At 44.1% G+C, this 19,883-nt stretch carries 20 protein-coding genes; 6 read left to right on the top strand and 14 right to left on the bottom strand.

All coding sequences use genetic code 11. The annotated features are described in order from the left end of the window. Nucleotides 1-25 precede the first annotated feature (25 nt). Together G601_RS0107355 and G601_RS0107350 are read right to left on the bottom strand one after the other, a co-directional pair. Nucleotides 26-1,366: an MATE family efflux transporter gene (locus G601_RS0107355; RefSeq protein WP_026664980.1), complete on the bottom strand. Its 1,341-nt coding sequence runs from the start codon at nucleotides 1,364-1,366 to the stop codon at nucleotides 26-28. A 1,040-nt stretch (nucleotides 1,367-2,406) separates the two neighbouring features. Then, on the bottom strand, nucleotides 2,407-2,832 hold the full coding sequence (locus tag G601_RS0107350) for an ATP-binding protein (protein ID WP_207638030.1): 426 nt from the start codon (nucleotides 2,830-2,832) through the stop codon (nucleotides 2,407-2,409). A gap of 74 nt (nucleotides 2,833-2,906) precedes the next feature. Here G601_RS0107350 and G601_RS0107345 point away from each other — a divergent pair, with 74 nt between their 5' ends. The 5 genes from G601_RS0107345 to G601_RS22340 all read left to right on the top strand — a co-directional run bounded on the left by G601_RS0107345 (nucleotide 2,907) and on the right by G601_RS22340 (nucleotide 6,276). Then, nucleotides 2,907-3,281 carry a GntR family transcriptional regulator gene (locus G601_RS0107345; protein ID WP_026664978.1) on the top strand — a complete coding sequence of 125 codons (375 nt, stop codon included), beginning with the start codon at nucleotides 2,907-2,909 and terminating at the stop codon, nucleotides 3,279-3,281. Between the two features lies 1 nt (nucleotide 3,282). Next, complete coding sequence (locus G601_RS0107340) at nucleotides 3,283-4,194, top strand: ATP-binding cassette domain-containing protein (RefSeq protein ID WP_026664977.1); 912 nt, start codon at nucleotides 3,283-3,285, stop codon at nucleotides 4,192-4,194. Between the two features lie 17 nt (nucleotides 4,195-4,211). Next, nucleotides 4,212-4,871 carry a hypothetical protein gene (locus G601_RS0107335; protein WP_026493518.1) on the top strand — a complete coding sequence of 220 codons (660 nt, stop codon included), beginning with the start codon at nucleotides 4,212-4,214 and terminating at the stop codon, nucleotides 4,869-4,871. A gap of 1 nt (nucleotide 4,872) precedes the next feature. Then, on the top strand, nucleotides 4,873-5,532 hold the full coding sequence (locus G601_RS0107330; RefSeq protein ID WP_026664976.1) for a hypothetical protein: 660 nt from the start codon (nucleotides 4,873-4,875) through the stop codon (nucleotides 5,530-5,532). 72 nt (nucleotides 5,533-5,604) lie between these two features. After that, on the top strand, nucleotides 5,605-6,276 hold the full coding sequence (locus G601_RS22340; RefSeq protein ID WP_081673429.1) for a helix-turn-helix domain-containing protein: 672 nt from the start codon (nucleotides 5,605-5,607) through the stop codon (nucleotides 6,274-6,276). Between the two features lie 60 nt (nucleotides 6,277-6,336). Here G601_RS22340 and G601_RS0107320 read toward each other — a convergent pair whose 3' ends face one another. The 8 genes from G601_RS0107320 to G601_RS0107290 form a co-directional block, all read right to left on the bottom strand. After that, entirely contained in the window at nucleotides 6,337-8,493 is a 2,157-nt protein-coding gene (locus G601_RS0107320) for an ATP-dependent helicase (protein WP_026664975.1), read from the bottom strand. A gap of 79 nt (nucleotides 8,494-8,572) precedes the next feature. Further along, nucleotides 8,573-9,922, bottom strand: a complete 1,350-nt coding sequence (locus G601_RS0107315) for an MATE family efflux transporter (RefSeq protein WP_026664974.1) — start codon at nucleotides 9,920-9,922, stop codon at nucleotides 8,573-8,575. A 10-nt stretch (nucleotides 9,923-9,932) separates the two neighbouring features. After that, a complete protein-coding gene (locus G601_RS0107310) occupies nucleotides 9,933-10,748 on the bottom strand; it encodes a nitroreductase family protein (RefSeq protein WP_026493514.1) in 816 nt (271 codons plus the stop codon). 78 nt (nucleotides 10,749-10,826) lie between these two features. After that, nucleotides 10,827-11,918 carry a radical SAM protein gene (locus G601_RS0107305; RefSeq protein WP_026664973.1) on the bottom strand — a complete coding sequence of 364 codons (1,092 nt, stop codon included), beginning with the start codon at nucleotides 11,916-11,918 and terminating at the stop codon, nucleotides 10,827-10,829. A gap of 344 nt (nucleotides 11,919-12,262) precedes the next feature. Next, the gene (locus G601_RS26615; protein WP_207638029.1) at nucleotides 12,263-12,550 is read right to left on the bottom strand and encodes a hypothetical protein; all 288 of its coding nucleotides are present in this window, start codon (nucleotides 12,548-12,550) and stop codon (nucleotides 12,263-12,265) included. A 9-nt stretch (nucleotides 12,551-12,559) separates the two neighbouring features. After that, the gene (locus tag G601_RS0107300) at nucleotides 12,560-12,952 is read right to left on the bottom strand and encodes a C-GCAxxG-C-C family protein (RefSeq protein WP_026664972.1); all 393 of its coding nucleotides are present in this window, start codon (nucleotides 12,950-12,952) and stop codon (nucleotides 12,560-12,562) included. Between the two features lie 102 nt (nucleotides 12,953-13,054). Then, entirely contained in the window at nucleotides 13,055-13,648 is a 594-nt protein-coding gene (locus G601_RS0107295; RefSeq protein WP_026493509.1) for a 4Fe-4S binding protein, read from the bottom strand. 26 nt (nucleotides 13,649-13,674) lie between these two features. Further along, on the bottom strand, nucleotides 13,675-13,872 hold the full coding sequence (locus tag G601_RS0107290) for a 4Fe-4S binding protein (protein WP_026664971.1): 198 nt from the start codon (nucleotides 13,870-13,872) through the stop codon (nucleotides 13,675-13,677). 120 nt (nucleotides 13,873-13,992) lie between these two features. On the opposite strand from G601_RS0107290, the gene G601_RS0107285 reads away from it, so the two are divergent. Further along, nucleotides 13,993-14,337: a winged helix-turn-helix transcriptional regulator gene (locus G601_RS0107285; protein WP_026493507.1), complete on the top strand. Its 345-nt coding sequence runs from the start codon at nucleotides 13,993-13,995 to the stop codon at nucleotides 14,335-14,337. A 1-nt stretch (nucleotide 14,338) separates the two neighbouring features. On the opposite strand, the gene pulA is transcribed toward G601_RS0107285, so the two are convergent. From pulA to G601_RS0107265, 4 genes are all read right to left on the bottom strand, one after another. Beyond that, entirely contained in the window at nucleotides 14,339-17,074 is a 2,736-nt protein-coding gene (pulA, locus tag G601_RS0107280) for a type I pullulanase (RefSeq protein WP_026664970.1), read from the bottom strand. A gap of 551 nt (nucleotides 17,075-17,625) precedes the next feature. Next, on the bottom strand, nucleotides 17,626-18,339 hold the full coding sequence (locus G601_RS0107275) for an ABC transporter permease (protein ID WP_026664969.1): 714 nt from the start codon (nucleotides 18,337-18,339) through the stop codon (nucleotides 17,626-17,628). After that, on the bottom strand, nucleotides 18,336-19,019 hold the full coding sequence (locus tag G601_RS0107270) for a fluoroquinolone export ABC transporter permease subunit (RefSeq protein ID WP_026664968.1): 684 nt from the start codon (nucleotides 19,017-19,019) through the stop codon (nucleotides 18,336-18,338). Before G601_RS0107270 ends, G601_RS0107275 begins: the two co-directional genes overlap by 4 nt. Continuing rightward, nucleotides 19,016-19,861: an ABC transporter ATP-binding protein gene (locus tag G601_RS0107265; protein ID WP_026664967.1), complete on the bottom strand. Its 846-nt coding sequence runs from the start codon at nucleotides 19,859-19,861 to the stop codon at nucleotides 19,016-19,018. Before G601_RS0107265 ends, G601_RS0107270 begins: the two co-directional genes overlap by 4 nt. Nucleotides 19,862-19,883: the final 22 nt, after the last annotated feature.

Raw genomic sequence — 19,883 nt, 5'->3', positions numbered from 1 at the left:
CTCCGTTACTGATTTTGAATATTAGTTAGTGGGCATCTTCAGTAAGCTCAGGCTTAATGAACATCAGGAAAAGTCCTGCCGCTATTATAACAGAAACCACGTCTGCGCCAAGCTGTGATGAGATAACGCCGTAATATCCAAATAGCATCTGGAAAACAGTGATGACCACAGCATACACAATGCCCTGTCTGCACAGTGACAAAATAAGTGCAGGCATTCCCTTACCCATAGACTGGAAGGTGCATATAGTCACAAGGCTCAGTCCCATGAGGATCATTCCGGGCATCTGGAGTCTCAGCATAAGCACTCCCTGAGATATAAGTGCGTTGTCCTTTAAAAAGGCTCCCATAAGGGGATTTGCCAAAAGTGCAACAATTGCTGCCATCACTGCTGCCGTTCCGCCAACTATGCGATACGCAAAGGACAGAACCTTCTTAAGTCTCTCCTTATTACCTGAACCAAATACATAACCTGTAAGAGGCTGTCCACCGAAGGCAAGGCCTACAATTACAAGCATTACAATGTTTACGATTTTCAGAACGATTCCCATAACTGCAATTGAGTCACTGCCGTAGCCTGAAAGCGCACGGTTTGTGAGAGTGATTCCGATTGTCTGTGTAAAATTCGTAACGGATGCGGGAAGACCTACAGCAAAGATTTTTCCAAGCTCTCCCGGCTGAAGTCCAAAATCACCAAGCTTAACTGACAGTCCATCGCACTTGGTAGCTGTGTACCAGATTGCGAACAAGTCTGAAGTGATGTATCCGATAACCGTTGCGATAGCTGCACCTGCAGCTCCCATTCCAAGTCCGAAGATGAAAACAGGATCCAGAATGATATTCACAACCGCACCGATTATTGAAGTGATCATTGAAGCATTGGGATGTCCCACGGTTCTCAAAAGATTAGAGGGAACCAGTGAATAAATAATGAAGCAGCTGCCAAGGACTATGAACTGATAATACTGGCCTGCATAGTTCATGACGTCACCATCCGCGCCGAGGAATCTTAGGATCGGTGTCTTAAACATCAGTAGTACGATCGTCGTGAGAATGCCAAAGCCTATAGCTGCGTACATACAAAAAACGCTGAGTCTCTTTCCGTCCTCACCTTTTCCTGCTCCAAGAAGTCTTGAAATATAGGAGCTTCCGCCCAGTGCAAACATATCACCAAATGCAAGAAACAGTGTAAAAAGCGGTGTGCACACAGAAACACCTGCGATAAGTGAAGTGTTACCGGTAAGTGCTATAAAGTAGGTGTCCACCATGCTGTAAACCAGCTGCACTACCATGCTGAGGACTACCGGAATAGCAAGCTTTAAGTACGCCTCCCTTATTGGTGCTTTTTCAAATAAATCGTTACTCATGAATACTCCTTCAAAAATCTAGTAGGCTCGATTTCGCACACGAACATTCCGCACTTCGTGCTCCATGTTCTTACAACCGGCAAATGAATTTGTATGCAAGCATCCATTCGCTTGCCGGTCTTGTGCAACAAAAAAGACACCTCATAACCGATCGGATTATGGATGTCCTTACCGTGGTCTTGCTGATATCTGGCAGCTATCCGCCGCCACTGGTAATATCTCCAAAACCCTACTAGCAATATTTAATCTTCGGGTATGATAACATTCATAAAGAAAAAAAGTCAAGGGAGCAGTTTCTAATCTCTTGATTGGCTTTATGACTATGATATCTTACGGGATATGCTTGTCAACCCCGAAGCCACTAATGGTGCGCTTTGCGCAGGGTTGACCAGCATATCCTTTCAGATACAAGGTAGTCATGCCAATCAAGGATTAAATGGGCGCTCCGGCGCCCATTATTCAATTGAAGATGCGTTAGTTTATGGCGCTATTTTCTTTTCGCTGTCTCTACGTGTATGGTTCTCGTTTTTATGGTAGTGCACGTAGGATTTTGTTGGGGTTGTTAGTTTCTACGTGAAATTTTTCTGTCCCGCGAAAATATCGCGTAGTTTTTGACTACCATTCTGGTTTTATTACGTGTTTTCTCTATGCTAATGCAAATGTCACGTAACTTATGCTTCAATGTAGCGTTTTTCTACGTGTCATTTTCTTGTGCAGCAGAATATCACGTAATTATAGAATCAATGTAACGATTTCATACGCGTCATTTTCATGTTCAGCGTCAAACGTCACGTAGTTTTAGCATTCCTGCTGTTTTTATTACGTGCTTTTTCTATACTCTGGCGAATATCACGTAGCTTTACGCCTTCCACGCTTTTTACTACGTGTTGTATCAACATTTCATTCAAATGTCGCGGTCTCCAGGGGGGAACCTGCTCCCACTAGTCTCCAGAGGAACCCGGTTCCACTAGCCCCATAGCAGCCCCATAGTAACCCCATCGTTCACTATAGCAGGTCCATACCCCCATTACTACCATACACTACTGTTCCATCCTGACATTTATGATCAGACTATTCATCTGAAGGACCGACAAATACTTAACATCCTTAGTAAGTCCCATTACCATTCTTATTCCGATATTCTTCATCTTGTCAGTGGATTCATGCATCTCAAGCCAGTTAACAGGATTGAAGGCTCTGCAGTCATCCCGCAGTCTAATCATAAAGCCGTCATCTTCGCAGACAAGTCTGACGCCTGCGCTGTGTGTCTTGCCATCATCAAATCCGTGGTCGATTATGTTCTTGCCCATCTCCTCAACAAAGAGACCCAGCAAGTTTCCGGCGCGCTTGCTGGCGCCATTTTCCAGGCACATCCTGACTATGTTCTTTGAAGCTTCCATAACATCTTCATAGGAATTAATATCAGCTTCAAAAAATCGATTTTTCGTAAAAAAAGGTGTTGACACCCGAATGTAATTACTGTATATATAACACATATACAGTTGATATATACACCTACTAATTTTTCTGTGAGGTCAATATGAAAATCTTAATGAATTCGGGTGTACCGATCTATCAGCAGATAGCTGATAACTTCCGCTCAGAAATACTGGAAGGCAAATTTGAACAGGGTGAATACCTCCCCTCAATACGAGGACTGGCCAAGGAGCTTCGGATCAGTGTTATCACAACGATCAAGGCCTACGAACTTCTGGCAGAGGAGGGACTTGTCACCGCAGTCCAGGGCAAGGGCTATTACGTGAACGCCCAGGACGGAGAGATGTTAAAGGAGCAGCATACACGCAAGGTTGAAGCCGCCCTTACTGAAGCCATCCGCTTTGCCAGGATCGCAAAGATGAGCGACAAAGAATTACAGGAAATGTTAACTACTTTACTAAGCTTCGAGGAGGAATGACATGAAAACACAGACAGTTATATCTTGTAAGAATATTGAAAAAAACTATAAGGATTTTAATCTCAAGATAGAAAGCCTTGATTTTCCCAAGGGATTTGCAACAGCTCTTATCGGTGAAAACGGCGCTGGTAAGACCACACTTTTAAACATGATCGCCGGCATCAACCTTGATCACAAGGGCGAGATCACATATTTTGACAAGTACACAGAAAGCGACAGAGAGTCTAACCCTGTTGTAAAAAACAGTATCGGCTACACAGGAACAGGCACCTACTTCCTTCCCCACTGGAACATGAAGCAGGCCAAGGAAGTACAGTCACTTCTGTTTGATGATTTTGATGAAAACAAGTACGACTCCCTGTTAAAGGATCTTGCTGTAGGTAATGGCAATGTTTTTGAAAAGAACAAGAAGATAAGCAATCTTTCAGATGGAACAAGAACAAAGCTGATGCTTGCAGGTGTTCTTTCAAGAAAGACCAATCTCCTTCTCCTTGATGAGCCCGCATCACCCTTAGATCCCCTGATGAGAGAGACTCTCTGCACCATGATCCGCGACTATATCGCATCTAACGAGGGCGAGAACTCAGTCATCTACTCAACACACAACATCGCCGATATGGAGAACGTTACAGACTACGCAGTAATAATCGAGAACGGCACCGTTGTTGAGCATGGCTTTGTAGAGGATCTCAAGGAAAAATATGTATATGTTAAGGGTGAAAAGAGCTGCGAGGAAGTTGCTAAAAAGTACCTCTTTGACATGACCTCCAACAGCTTTGGTTTCGAAGGTCTCTGCCTTTCAGATAACCTTGATAAGCTTGCGGGACTTGATATCACCACCGAGGTACCTACCCTGACCCAGCTTTCAGTAGGCATCATGCGCGCCAACACCAGACTCAGCTATTCAAAATAATCGGGGGAATATGACCTATGAAAAAAATCTTGAAAACCTACAGAACCTTTTGCCCTGACCTTCTTACACTTGCTACGCTTTTAGTGTGTCCGGTCGTAATATTCCTTATGAACATGGCTCTAGTATCAGAGATTGGATATCTTTCCCTGATATTTGCCTCTGTATGGATGCTGTATATTGACTATTTTGGTGATTACTTCGCCTATAACGGCGTACTGGCAAAAGACTATGAATACGGAATGCTTCGATGCTCACTGCAGGCAAAGGATCTTTTGAAAATCGGAGCAGTAACAGACCAGGTCAGAAGGCTTATACAGTTTACGCTTTCAATTGTTCCAACCATGCTGCTGGTGATGTCTACCGGAAAAGAAAACAACTTAAGAATTATCTTTATGTCACTCTCACTGATCTTTGGAATGTATGCTGCAAACACCGCATCATTACTGCTACTAAGAAAAGTGATTACCTATAATATTTATTTTTCACTGGGATGTTTTATAGTAACAGTCCTTGGCTGTGCTGTGGCATTTCTGGTAGGATTTTTGAGCTACTATTTAAGAATTATCAATCCGGCAGTACCACTTTTCGTATCACTTTTCATATCCTTACATATCACCAGATTTATGGTAAAGGCTATGCAAAATAATTACTACCGAAGCTTTAAGGAGGCTGATTAAAATGATGAACGACACAAAAAAGATGTTAAAGATGGCAAAATATACTCCGGGAATCAAGACACAGTTTTGTATGGTCTTAGTAATTTGGGCTGTTGGATTTGTATATGAATTCCTTCTTCCGGACGAATTTCTGCTTGGGTCAATGTATCTGCTCATGCCTGTTTCAGTGGTTTACCAAGTAGCCTACATGGCAAACACCTCAGCACTTATGCAGTCATCAACGCTCAAGAAGCACTCCCAGACAGTGTTTCCCTATATATTTGTAGTTCCGTTTACACTTGTCATTTTCTCTCTCATAGTCCTGCACCGCATAGCCCTTGCGAAAAACGGCACTTTTGAGGCATCCTTTTCAGGCAATTACATAATCCTGTCAGCAATTCTGACAGCAGCTGATTTGATTTTTATATCACTCACCTATAAATACATGCTTACCTCAATTATATCGCTTGTTGCAATCATTATTGCTCTTATGCTTACAGGGACGAGACATTCCACAGTTCTGTTCGACAAGCTCGCAGGAGGCAGCATGAGCCATGCAATAGGCCTGAGCTACGTCCTTGTGATCTTTGGAATCATAACAGCCATAGTAATGTCATTCGCTCTATATAGAAAGGATCTATCAAAGACAATCTACAAGCAGCTTGGAAGAATTTCAAAATGATCATCTCTACTTTGCGTAGGTAGCTAAGGGCTACCCTCTGATTTAGAATCAGGATCAGAGGAGGGAATTACAATGAACCAATATGTAACAGGAGCAGTTATAAAGGAACTGCGCGAAAAGAACAAGATAACTCAGAGCCAGCTCGCTGACTCCCTGGGAGTAAGTGACAAAGCCATATCAAAATGGGAAACAGGAAAAGGATATCCTGACATCACTTTACTCGAACCGATTGCCGAGATCTTCCACGTTTCCGTCACGGAGCTTATCTCCGGAACCACTGTCAGCAACGTGAATGTATCAGCCAACATGCTGCGCTCGGTATTTTACGTATGCCCCGTCTGCGGCAATGTTATCCACAGTATGGGGCAGTCAGTCATCACCTGCCACGGTGTCACTCTTAAGCCTGAAGTGGCTGAGCCCACAGATGAAGCTCACAAGATTTTCGTTGAGCGCGTGGAGGATGAATATTACGTCCGCATCGAGCATGAAATGACAAAGTCGCACTATATCTCATTCGTTGCAGCAATGTCACACGACAGAGTGGAGATAACAAAGCTCTACCCGGAAGGAAATCCCGAAGCCAGATTCAAGATATCCGGCGTTAAAAAGATTTACTTCTACTGCAACAAGCATGGTCTCTTTGAGCTTGAAGTTATAAAGGGAATTGATGATAAGGACAGTTCCTACGACAATACCAAAGAGCGACAGGAGCTGGAAGAAACAGCTAAAAAACTATTTGGATAATGCATGAAAAAGGGTCCCCTTTAGTTTGTGGGGATCCTTTTTATGTTGTAATGAAAATATCTATATCTTCCTCAGCTTCACCTTAAAGGAAATCTGCCTTGTTGTCTCCATACCATCGAACTTAATGAGGTAGCTTTGCTCCTCCGTGTTTAGCTCCAGGATTGTTCCCTGACCAAGAATTGCATGCTCCACCCGCTGTCCGGGCTCTAGCAGGTTAAGCTTCTCTGCTCCCTTTAAGTGTCTGGAGTCGTTATCGATATATTTCCTTACTGCTGTCAGCATCGCATCATCAGGCTTCTCGGTAAACTCTAACAGGTTCTGATCGATGTCCAGAATGAATCTTGAAGGATACCTGGGGATTCCCTCGAAATTCATTCCCCCGGCCTCTGATATGAATAGTCTCTTTTTCGCTCTTGTCATAGCTACAAAGGCCAGTCTTCGCTCCTCCTCCATCCCCTCCAGAGTATGGATTTTTCTTGAAGGAAAAATACCCTCGTTCATGCCACACAAAAATACGTAGGGGAATTCCAATCCCTTTGCAGCATGTACTGTCATGAGGCGGACCTTGTCCTCCTGCCCCGCATCAGAGTCAGCATTGGTAAAAAGCGCCACGTGCTTAAGATAATCTTCCAGACCAACCTCCTCACCGCAGGTGGTTTCGTACTCAAACACTGACTGCTTAAGCTCTGCAAGATTATCAAGTCTCTCCTGCGCGCCCTCAGTCCTCAGCATCTCTTCATAGCCACTCTCATTTAGTATCTTTGACAAAACCTCTGAAACCGGCAGCCCTTCATAGCTGTCAGCAAATCTCTCGATAAGGTCAATAAATTTTCCTGCCTTGGTGCCACGCATTATATCGTTATCAAGATTCTCGTGAAGCGCCTTATAAAGTGAGCACTTATTTTCCGCTGCGTACTGCTCCAGAAAACTCATGCGGCGTTTTCCCAGATTCCTCTTGGGCACATTGGCGATTCTTCTAAATGAAATGTCATCCCTGTAAACAATCATTCGCAGATAACAAAGTGCGTCCTTTATTTCCATCCGTCCAAAAAACTGGACACCAGAATAGATCGTATAAGGAATCTTTTCCTTTAAAAGTCCCTCTTCTATTGTCCTGGTGACATAGTGGGCACGATAAAGAATTGTCATGTCGCGGTAGGGAATGCCCATCCCCTTCATGGCCAGAATCTCTCCAGTTATCCAGTCCGCCTCCTCGGCAGTATTAGGAGCCAGATGACAGAGGACGCTCTCTCCCGAAGGAAGTGTAGGCGTAAGCTCCTTTTTGATTCTCTGGGTATTTTTATCAATCAGTGAATTAACTGCCCCAAGGATCTGCGGAGTTGAACGATAATTATCATTCATCATGATTGTCTTTACATCAGGGAAGTTTTTATCAAAATCCAAGAGGTACTTCACGTTCGCACCGCGCCAGGTGTAGATGGTCTGGTCCGGGTCGCCTACTATAAAAAGATTCTTATGGTAGCCTGAGAGAACCTCCATCAGCTCATACTGAAGGCTGTCGATATCCTGAAACTCGTCGATCATTATGTACTCAAGACGTTTTTGCCACTTGAGCTTGATATCTTCATTTTGTGAAAAGATGTAAAGCGAGAATTTTATAAGATCATTGTAATCAAGTCCAAAGCACTTCTTTTCCTGATAGAGATAGCCATAGAACAGTATGTCCTCCGCAGTAGTTGCGCTGTCGTATTTTTCCTTAAGAGTCTCAAGGGACATGGTGATCATATCAAGATAATATTCCGGTTCCTTGAAAATCTTACGTATCTCAAACATATCCCTGGCGGCACTGAAGGTCATGTCGCGGAGGGAAAGTCCACGCTCCTCATATATGATTTTCAACATATCATCGATATCGGAATTATCAAGAACGAGAAAGCTCTTGGGATAGGAAACCGCGTGAGAATCCTCCTGTAACACAGAGACGCAGAATCCATGAAAAGTGTTGATGTATCCTGTGTCGTTGTCTCCGGTGAGGCGGTGAATACGCTGTCTCATTTCATTGGCAGATTTGTTAGTGAAGGTGACGCAGAGAATGTGCCCCGGCATGATTCCAAGACCGTTTACAAGATAAGCAAAGCGGTGCGACAAAGCCCTTGTCTTACCGCTTCCGGCACCCGCTATAACACGTACGTAGCCTTCGGTTGAAGTAACCGCCTCCCGCTGTGCTTCATTTAAACAATCAAGAATTTCCTGCATGACATATCCCCGCTTTTATTACTTAATATATACAATTCTAGCAAACATGCGTTCGGCATGCAACAGGGCATATTTATTTTCAGCTAAGACGTGCAAATTCCTTGCGTCTCACGATCAGATACACCGAAATCGTGGCGATTCCGGTTATCACCCATGAAAGGGGATAAACTCTGAAAAGCTCCTCAAAGGTGTGGTGAGTCGGAATATAGGTAAAGACATAGATAAGTCTGAATACGCAGGTTCCGAAAATAGAAATAAGTGTAGGTGTCAGCGAATGGTTCATACCGCGAAGACAGCCACCGCTTATCTCATAGCTTCCAATAAGGAAGTGGAATAAAAAGGCATTCATGATTCTCTTCATTGCGAACTCGATGATAGCAGGCTCTGTTGTGAAGATACTGATCGCCTGATATCTGAAGGTCACAAAAAGGAACACAACCAGCGCCGAAGCTCCGATACCGCAGGCCATACATATCCTGAAAACTCTTTTGCATCTGTCAAATTTCTTAGCGCCATAATTCTGGCTGGTGAAGGTTACGGCAGACTGCGCGAAGGCACTCATCGCACAGTAGGATATGAAATCAAAATTGGCAGCGGCCGTTGAACCCGCGATGGCATCTGAACCAAAGCTGTTTACAGTCGACTGGATAACCACGTTGGATAATGAAAAGACAACGCCCTGAAGTCCTGCAGGAAGACCTATCTGCATCATGCGGATAAGGTATTGCTTCTTGATACTGAGTTTTCTGAGGTCAAGTCTGAAGGTCTCTTCCTCATTAAATAAAATATACAGAATATATCCGGCGCCAAAAAGGTTAGACAAAACTGTTGCAAGCGCTACACCAATTACATGCAGATGAAAAACAACTACAAATATCAGATTCAGAATAACGTTGATCACACCTGATATCAGCATCGCATAAAGGGGTCTCTTGGAATCCCCCTTACTTCTCAGGACTGCAGAGCCGTAGTTGTAGACCATGATCGCAGGCATTGCAAAGAAATAAATCCTGAGGTATAGCTTTGCCAGACCAAGGACATTGGATGGTGCTCCCATCATGACAAGGATCGGCCCCGATAAAAAGAAACCGATCAAAATAATCGCGCATCCTGCCAAAAGGGATACCGCAATTACAGTGTGAACGGTTTCGTTTATCTCATTCTTTTTTCCGCCTCCGATCTGCATCGCAATAAGGGCGTTGGCACCGATGGACAGACCGATGAAGAAGCTTATTATCAGTGAAATAACCGATGAATTACTTCCCACCGCTGCCATAGCCTCAGGAGATGCAAATCTTCCCACAACAGCAAGATCAGCAGCGTTAAATAGCTGCTGAAAAATGCTGGATATTGCAAGCGGAATTGCAAATAATACTATTTTGTCTATAAGACTGCCGTTAAGCATGTCATAATTTTTTGAATTAGCCATTAGATTACTTTTACCACCTATAAGTTGCAACGTAATCGACATCTGAAGGCGCTTTAATTCCGGGATCCTTTACTTCAAGAGTGGCCGTCTTCCCGCTGGCCGCAAGTTCCTTCTCGAAGTGGTACATTCCAATGCCCACATCGATCTTCTGAAGGTCATAGTCAGGTGTTGTAAAGCCCTTGTCATGTCTCTCATAAAAATGTGCTTCGTTTCCATTAATTATAACACGCCAGGGCTGTTTGTTAACTGCTGATGGTGCAACCCTGAGACACTCAAGTGCATCCTTAAGTCCCAGGGACTCTGCCTTAGCCTCTGTCAGAGGAGTATTGAAATCTTCTTCAAAAAACAGCTCTTCAAATTTCTTTCTGCTGTCAGCCTTAACTCCCTTTCTCATGAGAGTTTCCTTAATTGACATCTTGTCTGCAGGCTTTCCAAGCGGGCTCATGCAGGGCATAAGATCATTCGCTGCAAGTCCTGTTGCCTCCTCGAATTTCTCTCTGGGCATTGTTCCACCGATCCAGACAGTTCCAAGTCCCATCTCATGCGCATGCATTAAAAGTGCTTCAAAAGCGTAGCCGTAAGCCTCCTCCGCGTGCTCTGTCTTTTTCACAACAGCGCTCACATAGGTCTTCTCACCTGAGAGCACAGGGCTTGAAAGATCGTTCTCATCCTTATCAAGGAACACGAATCTGACAGGCACTCCGTAGGGATTGGTGATACTGTCAGCAAACTGCTTAAGCTCATTTATAACGGAATCATCAAGTCTGTTTTTATCAAAAGTTCTTACACTTCTTCTGCTTTTAGAAAGCTCTAAAAAGTTGCTCATTTTTCATCCTCCAAAACTTTATTGCCCCTCAACTATCAAGTTTACATCTTCTATATTCAGGAAGATACTCATTTTTTGTCATGCATTTAGCAATTCTTCGACCTGCTGCCTCTTTTCATAAAGAACGCATCCACCCTTGTGATCGTCGAGAAGAACTCCCTCGTCCTGAAGGCTGTGGAACAGCTTGGACTTCATGGCATCCCTGAGTGAAGTCTCCTTCACATTGATGTCTGAGTAGGGTGAGAACGGGCAGGGCTCTGCGCCACCATGGGAATTAATATGGAAAAATCCTCTGCCTGCTGCAATGCATCCGCCGGAATTTTTCTCATCGCCGGGGAAGGATACGAAAACCATTTCCTCATGCTCTTTTCTAAGACGCATGATCTCAGCCTTAAGATATTCTCTGTCCTCTTCGCCGGGAGCCAGGTACTCTGAATCCTCTGTCACCGGCACGAACTCAACGAAGATCACTGTCTTACAGCCTTTTTCAGACAGCATGTTTATGAAGCGCTCGGAAGATACTTCCTTGATATTCTCAGTTGTCACAGTTACGGAAGCTCCGAAGATTATGCCTCTTTCCTTAAGCTCATCCATGTTGGAAACAAGCTTGTCGTAGACACCCTCTCCGCGTCTTTTATCAGTTGCCTCCTTCTCGCCCTCGATACTCATGATAGGGATCAGGTTACGGCACTTGTCGAACTCATCGAAATACTTCTCAGTCATATAGGTTCCGTTTGTGAAAATCGGAAACAGTATATTCTGCTTTTTTCCCGCAGCCTCGATGACACCCTTTCTAAGAAGGGGCTCGCCACATGCAAGAAGAATGAAGCTGACTCCGAGGTCATCGGCCTCCTCAAACACATTGCTCCAGTTCTGATCAGTAAGCTGATCCACGGGCTCTGCATCCTCTGTTGCGTTGTTACATCTTGAGTAACAGCCTGCGCAGTGAAGGTTACAGCTGCTGGTGATACTTGCTATCAAAAACGGAGGAATATGCTCTCCCTCTGCCTCGCTCTTTGCTCTCTTTTTGGAAGCAGCCTTGCTGGCCATTGCAAACTTTGCCATGTAGGCGCTCTCCTTGGGGTTCTTTAATGTAGCTCTTATTGCGTCAGCTACAACGCGCTCTACACCCCTTGTCATATACTTCTGAATATCAAATACTTCTGCCATGTCAAATACCTCTTAATAAAAAACAAATCTTACATGCGCAGTTATTATATCAGATTTAAACATTTATTGCATTTAAATTGTTAGCAATCGTTAACCTGACTGTTTTTCTACTAAATATAATAATCCATTCAGGAAAAAATTGGGATCCTGTGTGTCTGGGTTAATTGCTTTGATAGTCCGATGTTCATCTGTTTTTGTGCTTTTCTTGGTTTCTGGTTGAATTTTCTCTTTTCTTGTTGCGGGTGTTCATCCGGCTTGTGCAATTTTGGGCCTACTGACTTACTTGCTCTTTTCAAAAGTTGACGTTATTCCGTCTGCGTTCAGTCAGTTTTGTCTCATATTCCTTATAGACTTACTTTTTCTGGCAAAATTTTCTCTGAGAAAAAATTTGTTGGAAAAGTCGCATCCAAAATTACGTCTATTCCCTTCATTTCAGTAATACAGGGCGAAAGGTCTTCAAAATCTTGTTTTAAATTTCGGATATCGGTACGTCGGTTTTTATATATTGAGCTCCACTGACTCAACCGCCCCTCAAAAAGAACCCGCAAAAAAGCAAAGAGACCAAGCAAAGAGACCACAAAAAGACCGAAGCTCACGCTCCGGTCTGTAATACCACCAACAAATCTATTCAATCCCTATATTCACTGAAGTCCCATAACTTCACCATAAACCAGCACCGCATTCCTTACGCATTCCTCGCAGGGGCACAGCGGCTTACCATCAGTAACCGCCTTAAGATCACGGCACTTAATTGCTCCGCACCTTTTAGCAAACTCTTCCTGGATCTGCTTTGTCTTTCCAAGTGTGCCCTGACCTTCAGTTTTGAGACCTGCGATCATGCCAGCGCCGATAAGTGCTCCGCAGGTTGCTTCCATGTTACCCATTCCTGCGCAAAAGCCTGCAGATATCTGTCTGAGCTGTTCCTCTGATAAGCCTGTCTCATCAGCAAGTGCAACAGTAACAGACTGCGCACAGTTATACCTTCCTGAAGTTTTTAATTCTACTGCCTTCTGAGCTCTTTCTTCTAAAGTCATAATTCTCCATTCCTTTTCAATAATAATTTACTTTTTATGAATAAAATATATTCGTTATATCAATAACTATCCTACAGGATAGCATTTTCCCAAACAACAAAATCAGTTCTTGCCACTCTTATTTTTCAACTTACAAATTCCCTGAGTCATAGTTCCCATGGGGCAGAATGAACACCAGGTTCTTTCCTTATAGAGCACCATCACAATAAGTCCGATGAGTGTTGATGTCAGCATGAGGCTGTAAAAGCCAAATCCAAACTGAGCCACCCAGTCCGGGAACACACTTCCATTATACGCCCAATGCCACGGCACTTTAAATGTCCAGAAGAGCTTGATCGCTTTTTTCAGTGAGCCCGCACCTGAGAACACAAGGTAGGTCTGGAACACCATTGTCCCAAACATAGTCAGGAAAAATGCAAGAAAACCGTATCTGAACCACTTTGATGAGAGCCACCTTGGTGCCTGCTTTTTCCTGGAGCACTTCAGATTTCTTCCGAGAACCCAGAAAAGCTGCCCTCTTCCACACATGTGGTTGCAGAACCACTTATTTCCACCCACGATTGCAAAGATCAGGGGAAGTATGAAATCGATCATTCCCAGCCACGCGAACAGGATGTTAAAAAATCCCAGCGCAAAATATACAATTGACCATATCCAAAGATAGTCATACCAATGCTTTTTCTTATTTGATGCCATTTTTAAAACTCCATTTCCATCAAGGCTCAGCGGCCGACTCCATCATCAGTTACCCTTATCGAACCTGCCGGGCACGCCTTTTCACATATTCCACAGCCGACGCATTTCGCTACATTGACCACAGCATAGCAGCCCTTGTAGATGTCTATCGCCTCCCGTGGGCACTGAAGGGCACAAACTCCGCAGGCAACGCATCTGTCTATATCATTAGCTGCCTTTCTCATATTGGAAAATCTCCTTCCTAAATTCTTACTTGTTATTTTCTGCCGACACCATTATTATAGGTGGTATAAAAAATGTATCAAGTACGCAGTTCATATATACCTAGTAAGGAAAACTATACCATGAGTAAAATAGCGAAAAAAGAACCATTATGTGAAGACATTGCCGGAAAGGGCTGTGGATTAAAGAAGGTCATCGACATCGTCGGTGGCAAGTGGAAGATCATGATCCTCTGTGTGATTGATTATAACGAAGTTGTCCGATACGGAGAGCTGACCCGCGCAGTTCACGGCATAACCAACACCATGCTGGCGAATTCATTAAAAGAGCTTGAGGCAGACGGCCTCGTTGAGAGAAAACAGTATGACGAGATGCCCGTAAGAGTCGAGTACAATCTCACTGAAAAAGCAAAAAGCCTCATCCCCATTCTTTTGGAATTAAAAAAATGGGGTGAGGACAATCTGTAATTTATTGCTTCTTCTTTTTTCTAGAAAGAGTAAATGCCAGGAGTGCAGCTGCACCTGCCGCAGAAGCAGCAACCACGCCGCCGATAACGCCCTTGTTTGCTCCGTTTGCAGAAGCCTTGAAAGCTATGCTATCGCCCTTTGTCAGGATAACCGCTGATACAGGCGCGATAGTTATGGTTCCGCTTGCTGTGCCAAGAGACTCGGTTCCCGCCTGGATGCCCTTTGCGCAGATGCTCCAGTTACCTTCCGGAAGCTGAACGCTTGTCTCTGTCTCATTTGGATTAAAAGCGAGGAAAATATTCTCTGCTTCCTCACCGGCAACGCCCTTATCAGCATTATCAAGGTTAAAGGCAACCACATTTTTATCAAGTCCTTCAACTGCAGTTACTCTCTTTTCAACCTCATCAGTTGTTGATAGTCTAAGAAGTCCATGCGCTTTTCTAAATGAAATAAGTCCCTTGTAAAAATCGAGATTTGCTTTGTATTCAGGATCATCAAGAGTATCCCATTTTAAGCAGTTCACCGCATCTCCGGAGCTGAAGCTGTTGGAATCATAGGTTCCGTCTTCCTTCTCCTTGGTCCTGAGAATCTCTTCACCTGCCTGCATGAAGGGTATTCCCTCAGAAGTCAGATAATAAGCAGCTGCAAGGTTACTCATCTTGATTCTTGTATCTCTGTCAACGTCCTCTCGCGCGGTAGCAATCCTGTCGAAAAGAGTGTTGTTGTCGTGACATGACGCGTACTGCACGATCTGTGTGGGATTCTTGCTCCACACCTCCTCTGCCTTGAAGGATGCGATCATGTTCTGCTCTTTCCCTGTGGCACCAGATGCCCATCCGGTCTCATCTGTGCTGAACACACTTCCCTTAAGTCCGTCACGGATATTGTCATTAAAATATGCAAAGCCGGGAGTCTTCTCGGAAGCCCTCTGTGTCGCAAGAGTCACATTTTCCTTGGTAACCTTGGTGTCCATGCTCCAGCCTTCACCGTAGAAGATAACATCGGGATGAGTCTTGTGAACCTCAGTCATGATCTCGTTAATGGTATCAACATCAAGAAGTCCCACCAGGTCAAATCTGAAGCCGTCGATGTGATACTCATCAGCCCAGTAGCGAACTGAATCCACAATATATTTTCTTACCATAGAACGCTCGGAAGCTGTGTCATTACCACAGCCTGAACCGTTTGAATAAGTTCCGTCATCACTGATTCTTGAAAAATATCCCGGAACTAATCTGTTTACACAGAAATCTTTTCCACTATAAACATGGTTATAAACAACGTCCATAACGATCGACAAACCATTGTCATGAAGGGCCTTCACCATCTGCTTAGCCTCAGCCACGCGAACCTCTCCGTTGTAAGGATCTGTTGAATATGAGCCCTCAGGCACGTTAAAGTTCACCGGATCGTAGCCCCAGTTGAACTGATCTGTGGACTTCGAATTTTCATCAACTGATCCGAAATCGTAGAAAGGAAGGATGTGTACGTGGGTTATTCCAAGGTCCTTCAGGTAGTCAATTCCTGTGGGCTGACCGCCTGCTGTCTTTGTTCCGGTCTTTGCAAATGCAGTGTATTTTCCTGCATCATCACCAAGCTCAGCCTCGTTAGCAACTGAAAAATCTCTCACGTGAAGCTCGTAGAGAATCGCATCATTGATGCTCTCGTCTGCATGAGGGTTCTTGTCCTCATCCCAGCCCTCAGGATTAGTAGCAGCAAGGTCAACAACCATCGCTCTCTTGCCGTTAACGCCTGTGGTTCTGGCATAGGGATCGCAGGCCTCCACGTTAAGTCCATCGAGAACCGCTGTGAAGGTGTAATAGGTTCCGGCGAGATCTCCGGGCACCTCAACAACCCATGTGCCGTTTACGTCAGCCTTCATCTCAACCTTTTCCCTGAGGTCTTCCTCCCAGCTCTTACCGCTCTCATACAGATTCAGGAAAACCTGCTCAGCAGTAGGCGCCCAGAGGCGGAAGGTTGTCTTGTCCTTTTCATAGACAGCTCCGAGATCGTCGCCCTCGTAGGTGTACTTGTCCTCGAACTCCTTAGTTGAATAAATTACAGGCATGTTCACAGGATACTCCTGCTCCTCAAATCCAACTCTGTAATTCCTTGTGGGGTCAAGCTCATCAGCGATTGTAAGGTCGTAATAGTACTCGCTGTCTGATGCCTTTTCCTTGAGGCTAACCTCTGTAACCTCAGTCTCGCCAAGTCTTCCAACGACATAGAAAGTCTTCTCCTGCTCAGCATCAAGCTCCCCTGTAAAAAGTAATGTTACTGTGTTTTTTCCGTCATAAATAGCGCTCTTTAATTTCGTTCCAGTCACAACATCATCTCCATATTCTTTCACTGCACCTTCCACGCCTGACTCAACATAGGCGTGTACTGTACCAGATACTACTTCTGAAATGTCTACAAATTGGTCAGCCTCTACGTCCTTATCCCATTCCTCAGTTCTAACGATGAAACCAACCTTGGTCGCTCCGGGCTGCACAGACATGGTCGCAACCATCTCGCCATCCTCTTCCTCAAAAGGATAACCTCCGCCTTCGCCGCCTTCAGTCCACAGCCATGCATCCCATTTCTTGTAGTCCCCATCTTCCCTGTGGTAGTGAAGCTTAAACGTCACTCCCTCAGCCGCTCTTACTGTTACGGTCTTCCCCAAACCGGACAGCATGAGCGTAAGTGCCATAACCAGGGCCATGACAAAAGTAGTACTTCTTTTTGCTCTGTTCACTTAGTAACCTCCCTTGTAGTAAAAAATCGATTCAGAAAACGTTTTCCATTAGGCGTATTCTACTACATTAGATTTACGGAGTAAAGGGGTATTTTTGCTTTTACGTTTTCTTTTATACTTGGAGATGTTTGGATGTGTTGGTTTTAGGGAGATTCTAGTTTCTTTACAAATATACTATTTAGTTGTTCCGTTTTTATTTCCGGGCAACTATTTCTACCCAAATATACTATCTAGTTGTTCCAATTCTTTTTCCGGACAACTTTTTCTTCCAATTACCATCGTCTAGTTGTTCCGGTTTTATTTCTAGACAACTATTTCTACACAAATATACTATTTAGTTGTTCCCGGTTTATTCCCGGACAACTATTTCCACTTCAATACCACTTCTAGTTGTTCCGATTCTTTTTCCGGACAACTATTTCCACTTCAATACCACTTCTAGTTGTTCCGATTCTTTTTCCGGACAACTATTTCTACACAAATATACTATCTAGTTGTTCCAATTCTTTTTCCAGACAACTATTTCTACCCAAATCCATCTTATAGTTGTCTCAGTTATTTTTCCGCCTCACTTTTTTCCACAAAACAACTATCCACAGCGCAGCAACAAGAACAGACACAAGCATGAAAATTGGCTGCTTCTCAGTTATCACCATCCCTATCCAGAAAGAAGGCATGAAAGAAAGGAGATACCTGTAAGGCCCTGGGATAAAGTAGGGCGCTAGAGCACCAAGCATTATAAGAGATGAAACCTTCGTAACTGCCATACCTTCAAGCTTGTTGGCAGAAAAACCCACCACAAGAAGAGCGATGATGATTCCCTGAAGAGTTCCTGCAAGAGAAAGGAATAACAATTCAAGTACAGATAAATCCGAAAGCTTGCAAGCAGGAAGCAGAATCGCAGTCACCACAAAGGAAAATGCAGCCGGCAATACAACTCTTGAAACATAATAGCCGAAGCGTCCAAGCTGTGTAACAAAGAGATATCTGTCGATGTGATCATCGCGCTCTTCAAGCATTACCATAGCGGTTATGAAGCAAAATATAACCGGTATAATCGCGGCATATAAAATATCAAACAGACTAAAATATGGCACAAGAACATAGGGAAGCCCTGTCATTTCCGTAAGCATCTTTTCAGAAAAAGGGATTCCAAGTCGAATTACCAGTCCAATAAAAATGGGCGAAACACCGGCAGCCAGAAGCATCATGTCCCTTCGAACAAATCCCAGCATATGTATAAAACTGATTCTAATAGTTCTCATATCTTCGCGCCTCCCTGTTCCTGCCACATTCTAAGCACCTCGTGGCAGGCAAAGTAAAACAAGAAAATAATTAGTGCGAATGTAAATAGCAGTCCAATAAATGTAACACCTCTTCCAGACACCAAATCCATACAGGCATTGGCAGGATAGTATTTCAGATAGTCCGGAGTAATTCCAAACAGATGCAAAATTGCTGGTAAAAAGCCGGCTGCCTCTACAGGAACCGTGAACAGAATAAACTGATTAAGGCTCGTTATCTTAGTAGCAACAAGCACTCCAAAAAGTGTAAAAATCGCGCCTGATAAAAATGTTCCGACAAGCACTAAAATCACATGTCTGCTTCCTGACACAAATGCCAGAACACCTGCTACCACAAGGGCTATCGCGTTTAGTGACAGCACCTTTGACAGTACATACTCAAAGGCTTTGAGCGGAGTAATCGCAAAGAAAGCAGTTACCCTTTGGCTCTTTTCAAGTAAGACAATCGCTCCCATGAAGAAGAGCCCCATGGCTGCAGGATCAGAAAATATCAGCATTGATGCTGTCTTCCCTCTCCAAGAAATTGGAAGTGCAAATAGCACAGCAGTATAGAAAATCGTTAGAAACGCATATAGCAGGTAAAAGCCGTATCTCGCCTGAAATCTCATATCCCAAATGAAAAGATTTAACCACCTTCTCATACCAGCGTCCTCCCCGTGATCTCCATGAAAATATCATTAAGTGTCGGTTCGCTGCTGTGAATTGACTGAAGCTGATTCTTAGCGATAAGCTCCTGCAGCTGCTTGTCCTCTGACATCTTCTCCAGTTCGCAGCTGGCAGTCTGCTCACCATTCTGGATCCAGGTGTAGGTGACAACGGCTGCTCCCTTTGACATTATCAGGTTGTGCGGGCTGTCCATGGCATAGATCTGTCCACCCACGATGAACGCAACTCTGTCGCAGAGCTCAGTTGCATCCTGCATATTGTGAGTTGTAAGAAGAATGGTCTTACCTCTTTTCTTCTCCTCCAGGATCATGTCCTTCATTAGACGATTGTTTGCAGGATCAAGTCCGCTTGTAGGCTCATCCAGAAACAGGAGCTTAGGGTCATGCACCAGAGCCTTTATGAAGTTCAGGCGGCTCTTCATTCCCTTTGAAAAATCCGAAACCCGCTTATCGGCGTCATTTTCAAGTCCGACTGCCATGAGAAGTTCGTCGATGGAGCGCGCTCTTTTGTCATAAAGAGATGAAAAGAACTCAAGGTTCTCTCTGGCTGAGAGCTTCTCGTACATGGTCGAATACTCGAAGTCCACTCCGATGGACTGATAGAACTCTGAACCGTGATCTCTGCACTCTGTGCCACCAACAATTGCAGAGCCCTGATATCCCGGAAGCATTCCCAGAAGTATCTTTTGAAGTGTGCTCTTTCCCGCGCCGGAGGGCCCAAGGAATCCGAAGATCTCTCCCTCATTTACTGAGAAATTCATGTCCTTAATAAAGGGCTTTTTGGTATAGCTGAAGGTAAGATTTTTTACTTGTATCATATCGTCTCCTCATATCCATTTG

Origin of the sequence: Butyrivibrio sp. FC2001 (assembly GCF_000424125.1) — a bacterium.
Classification (GTDB): domain Bacteria; phylum Bacillota; class Clostridia; order Lachnospirales; family Lachnospiraceae; genus Butyrivibrio.
This window is presented reverse-complemented; position numbering and strand designations above follow the sequence as displayed.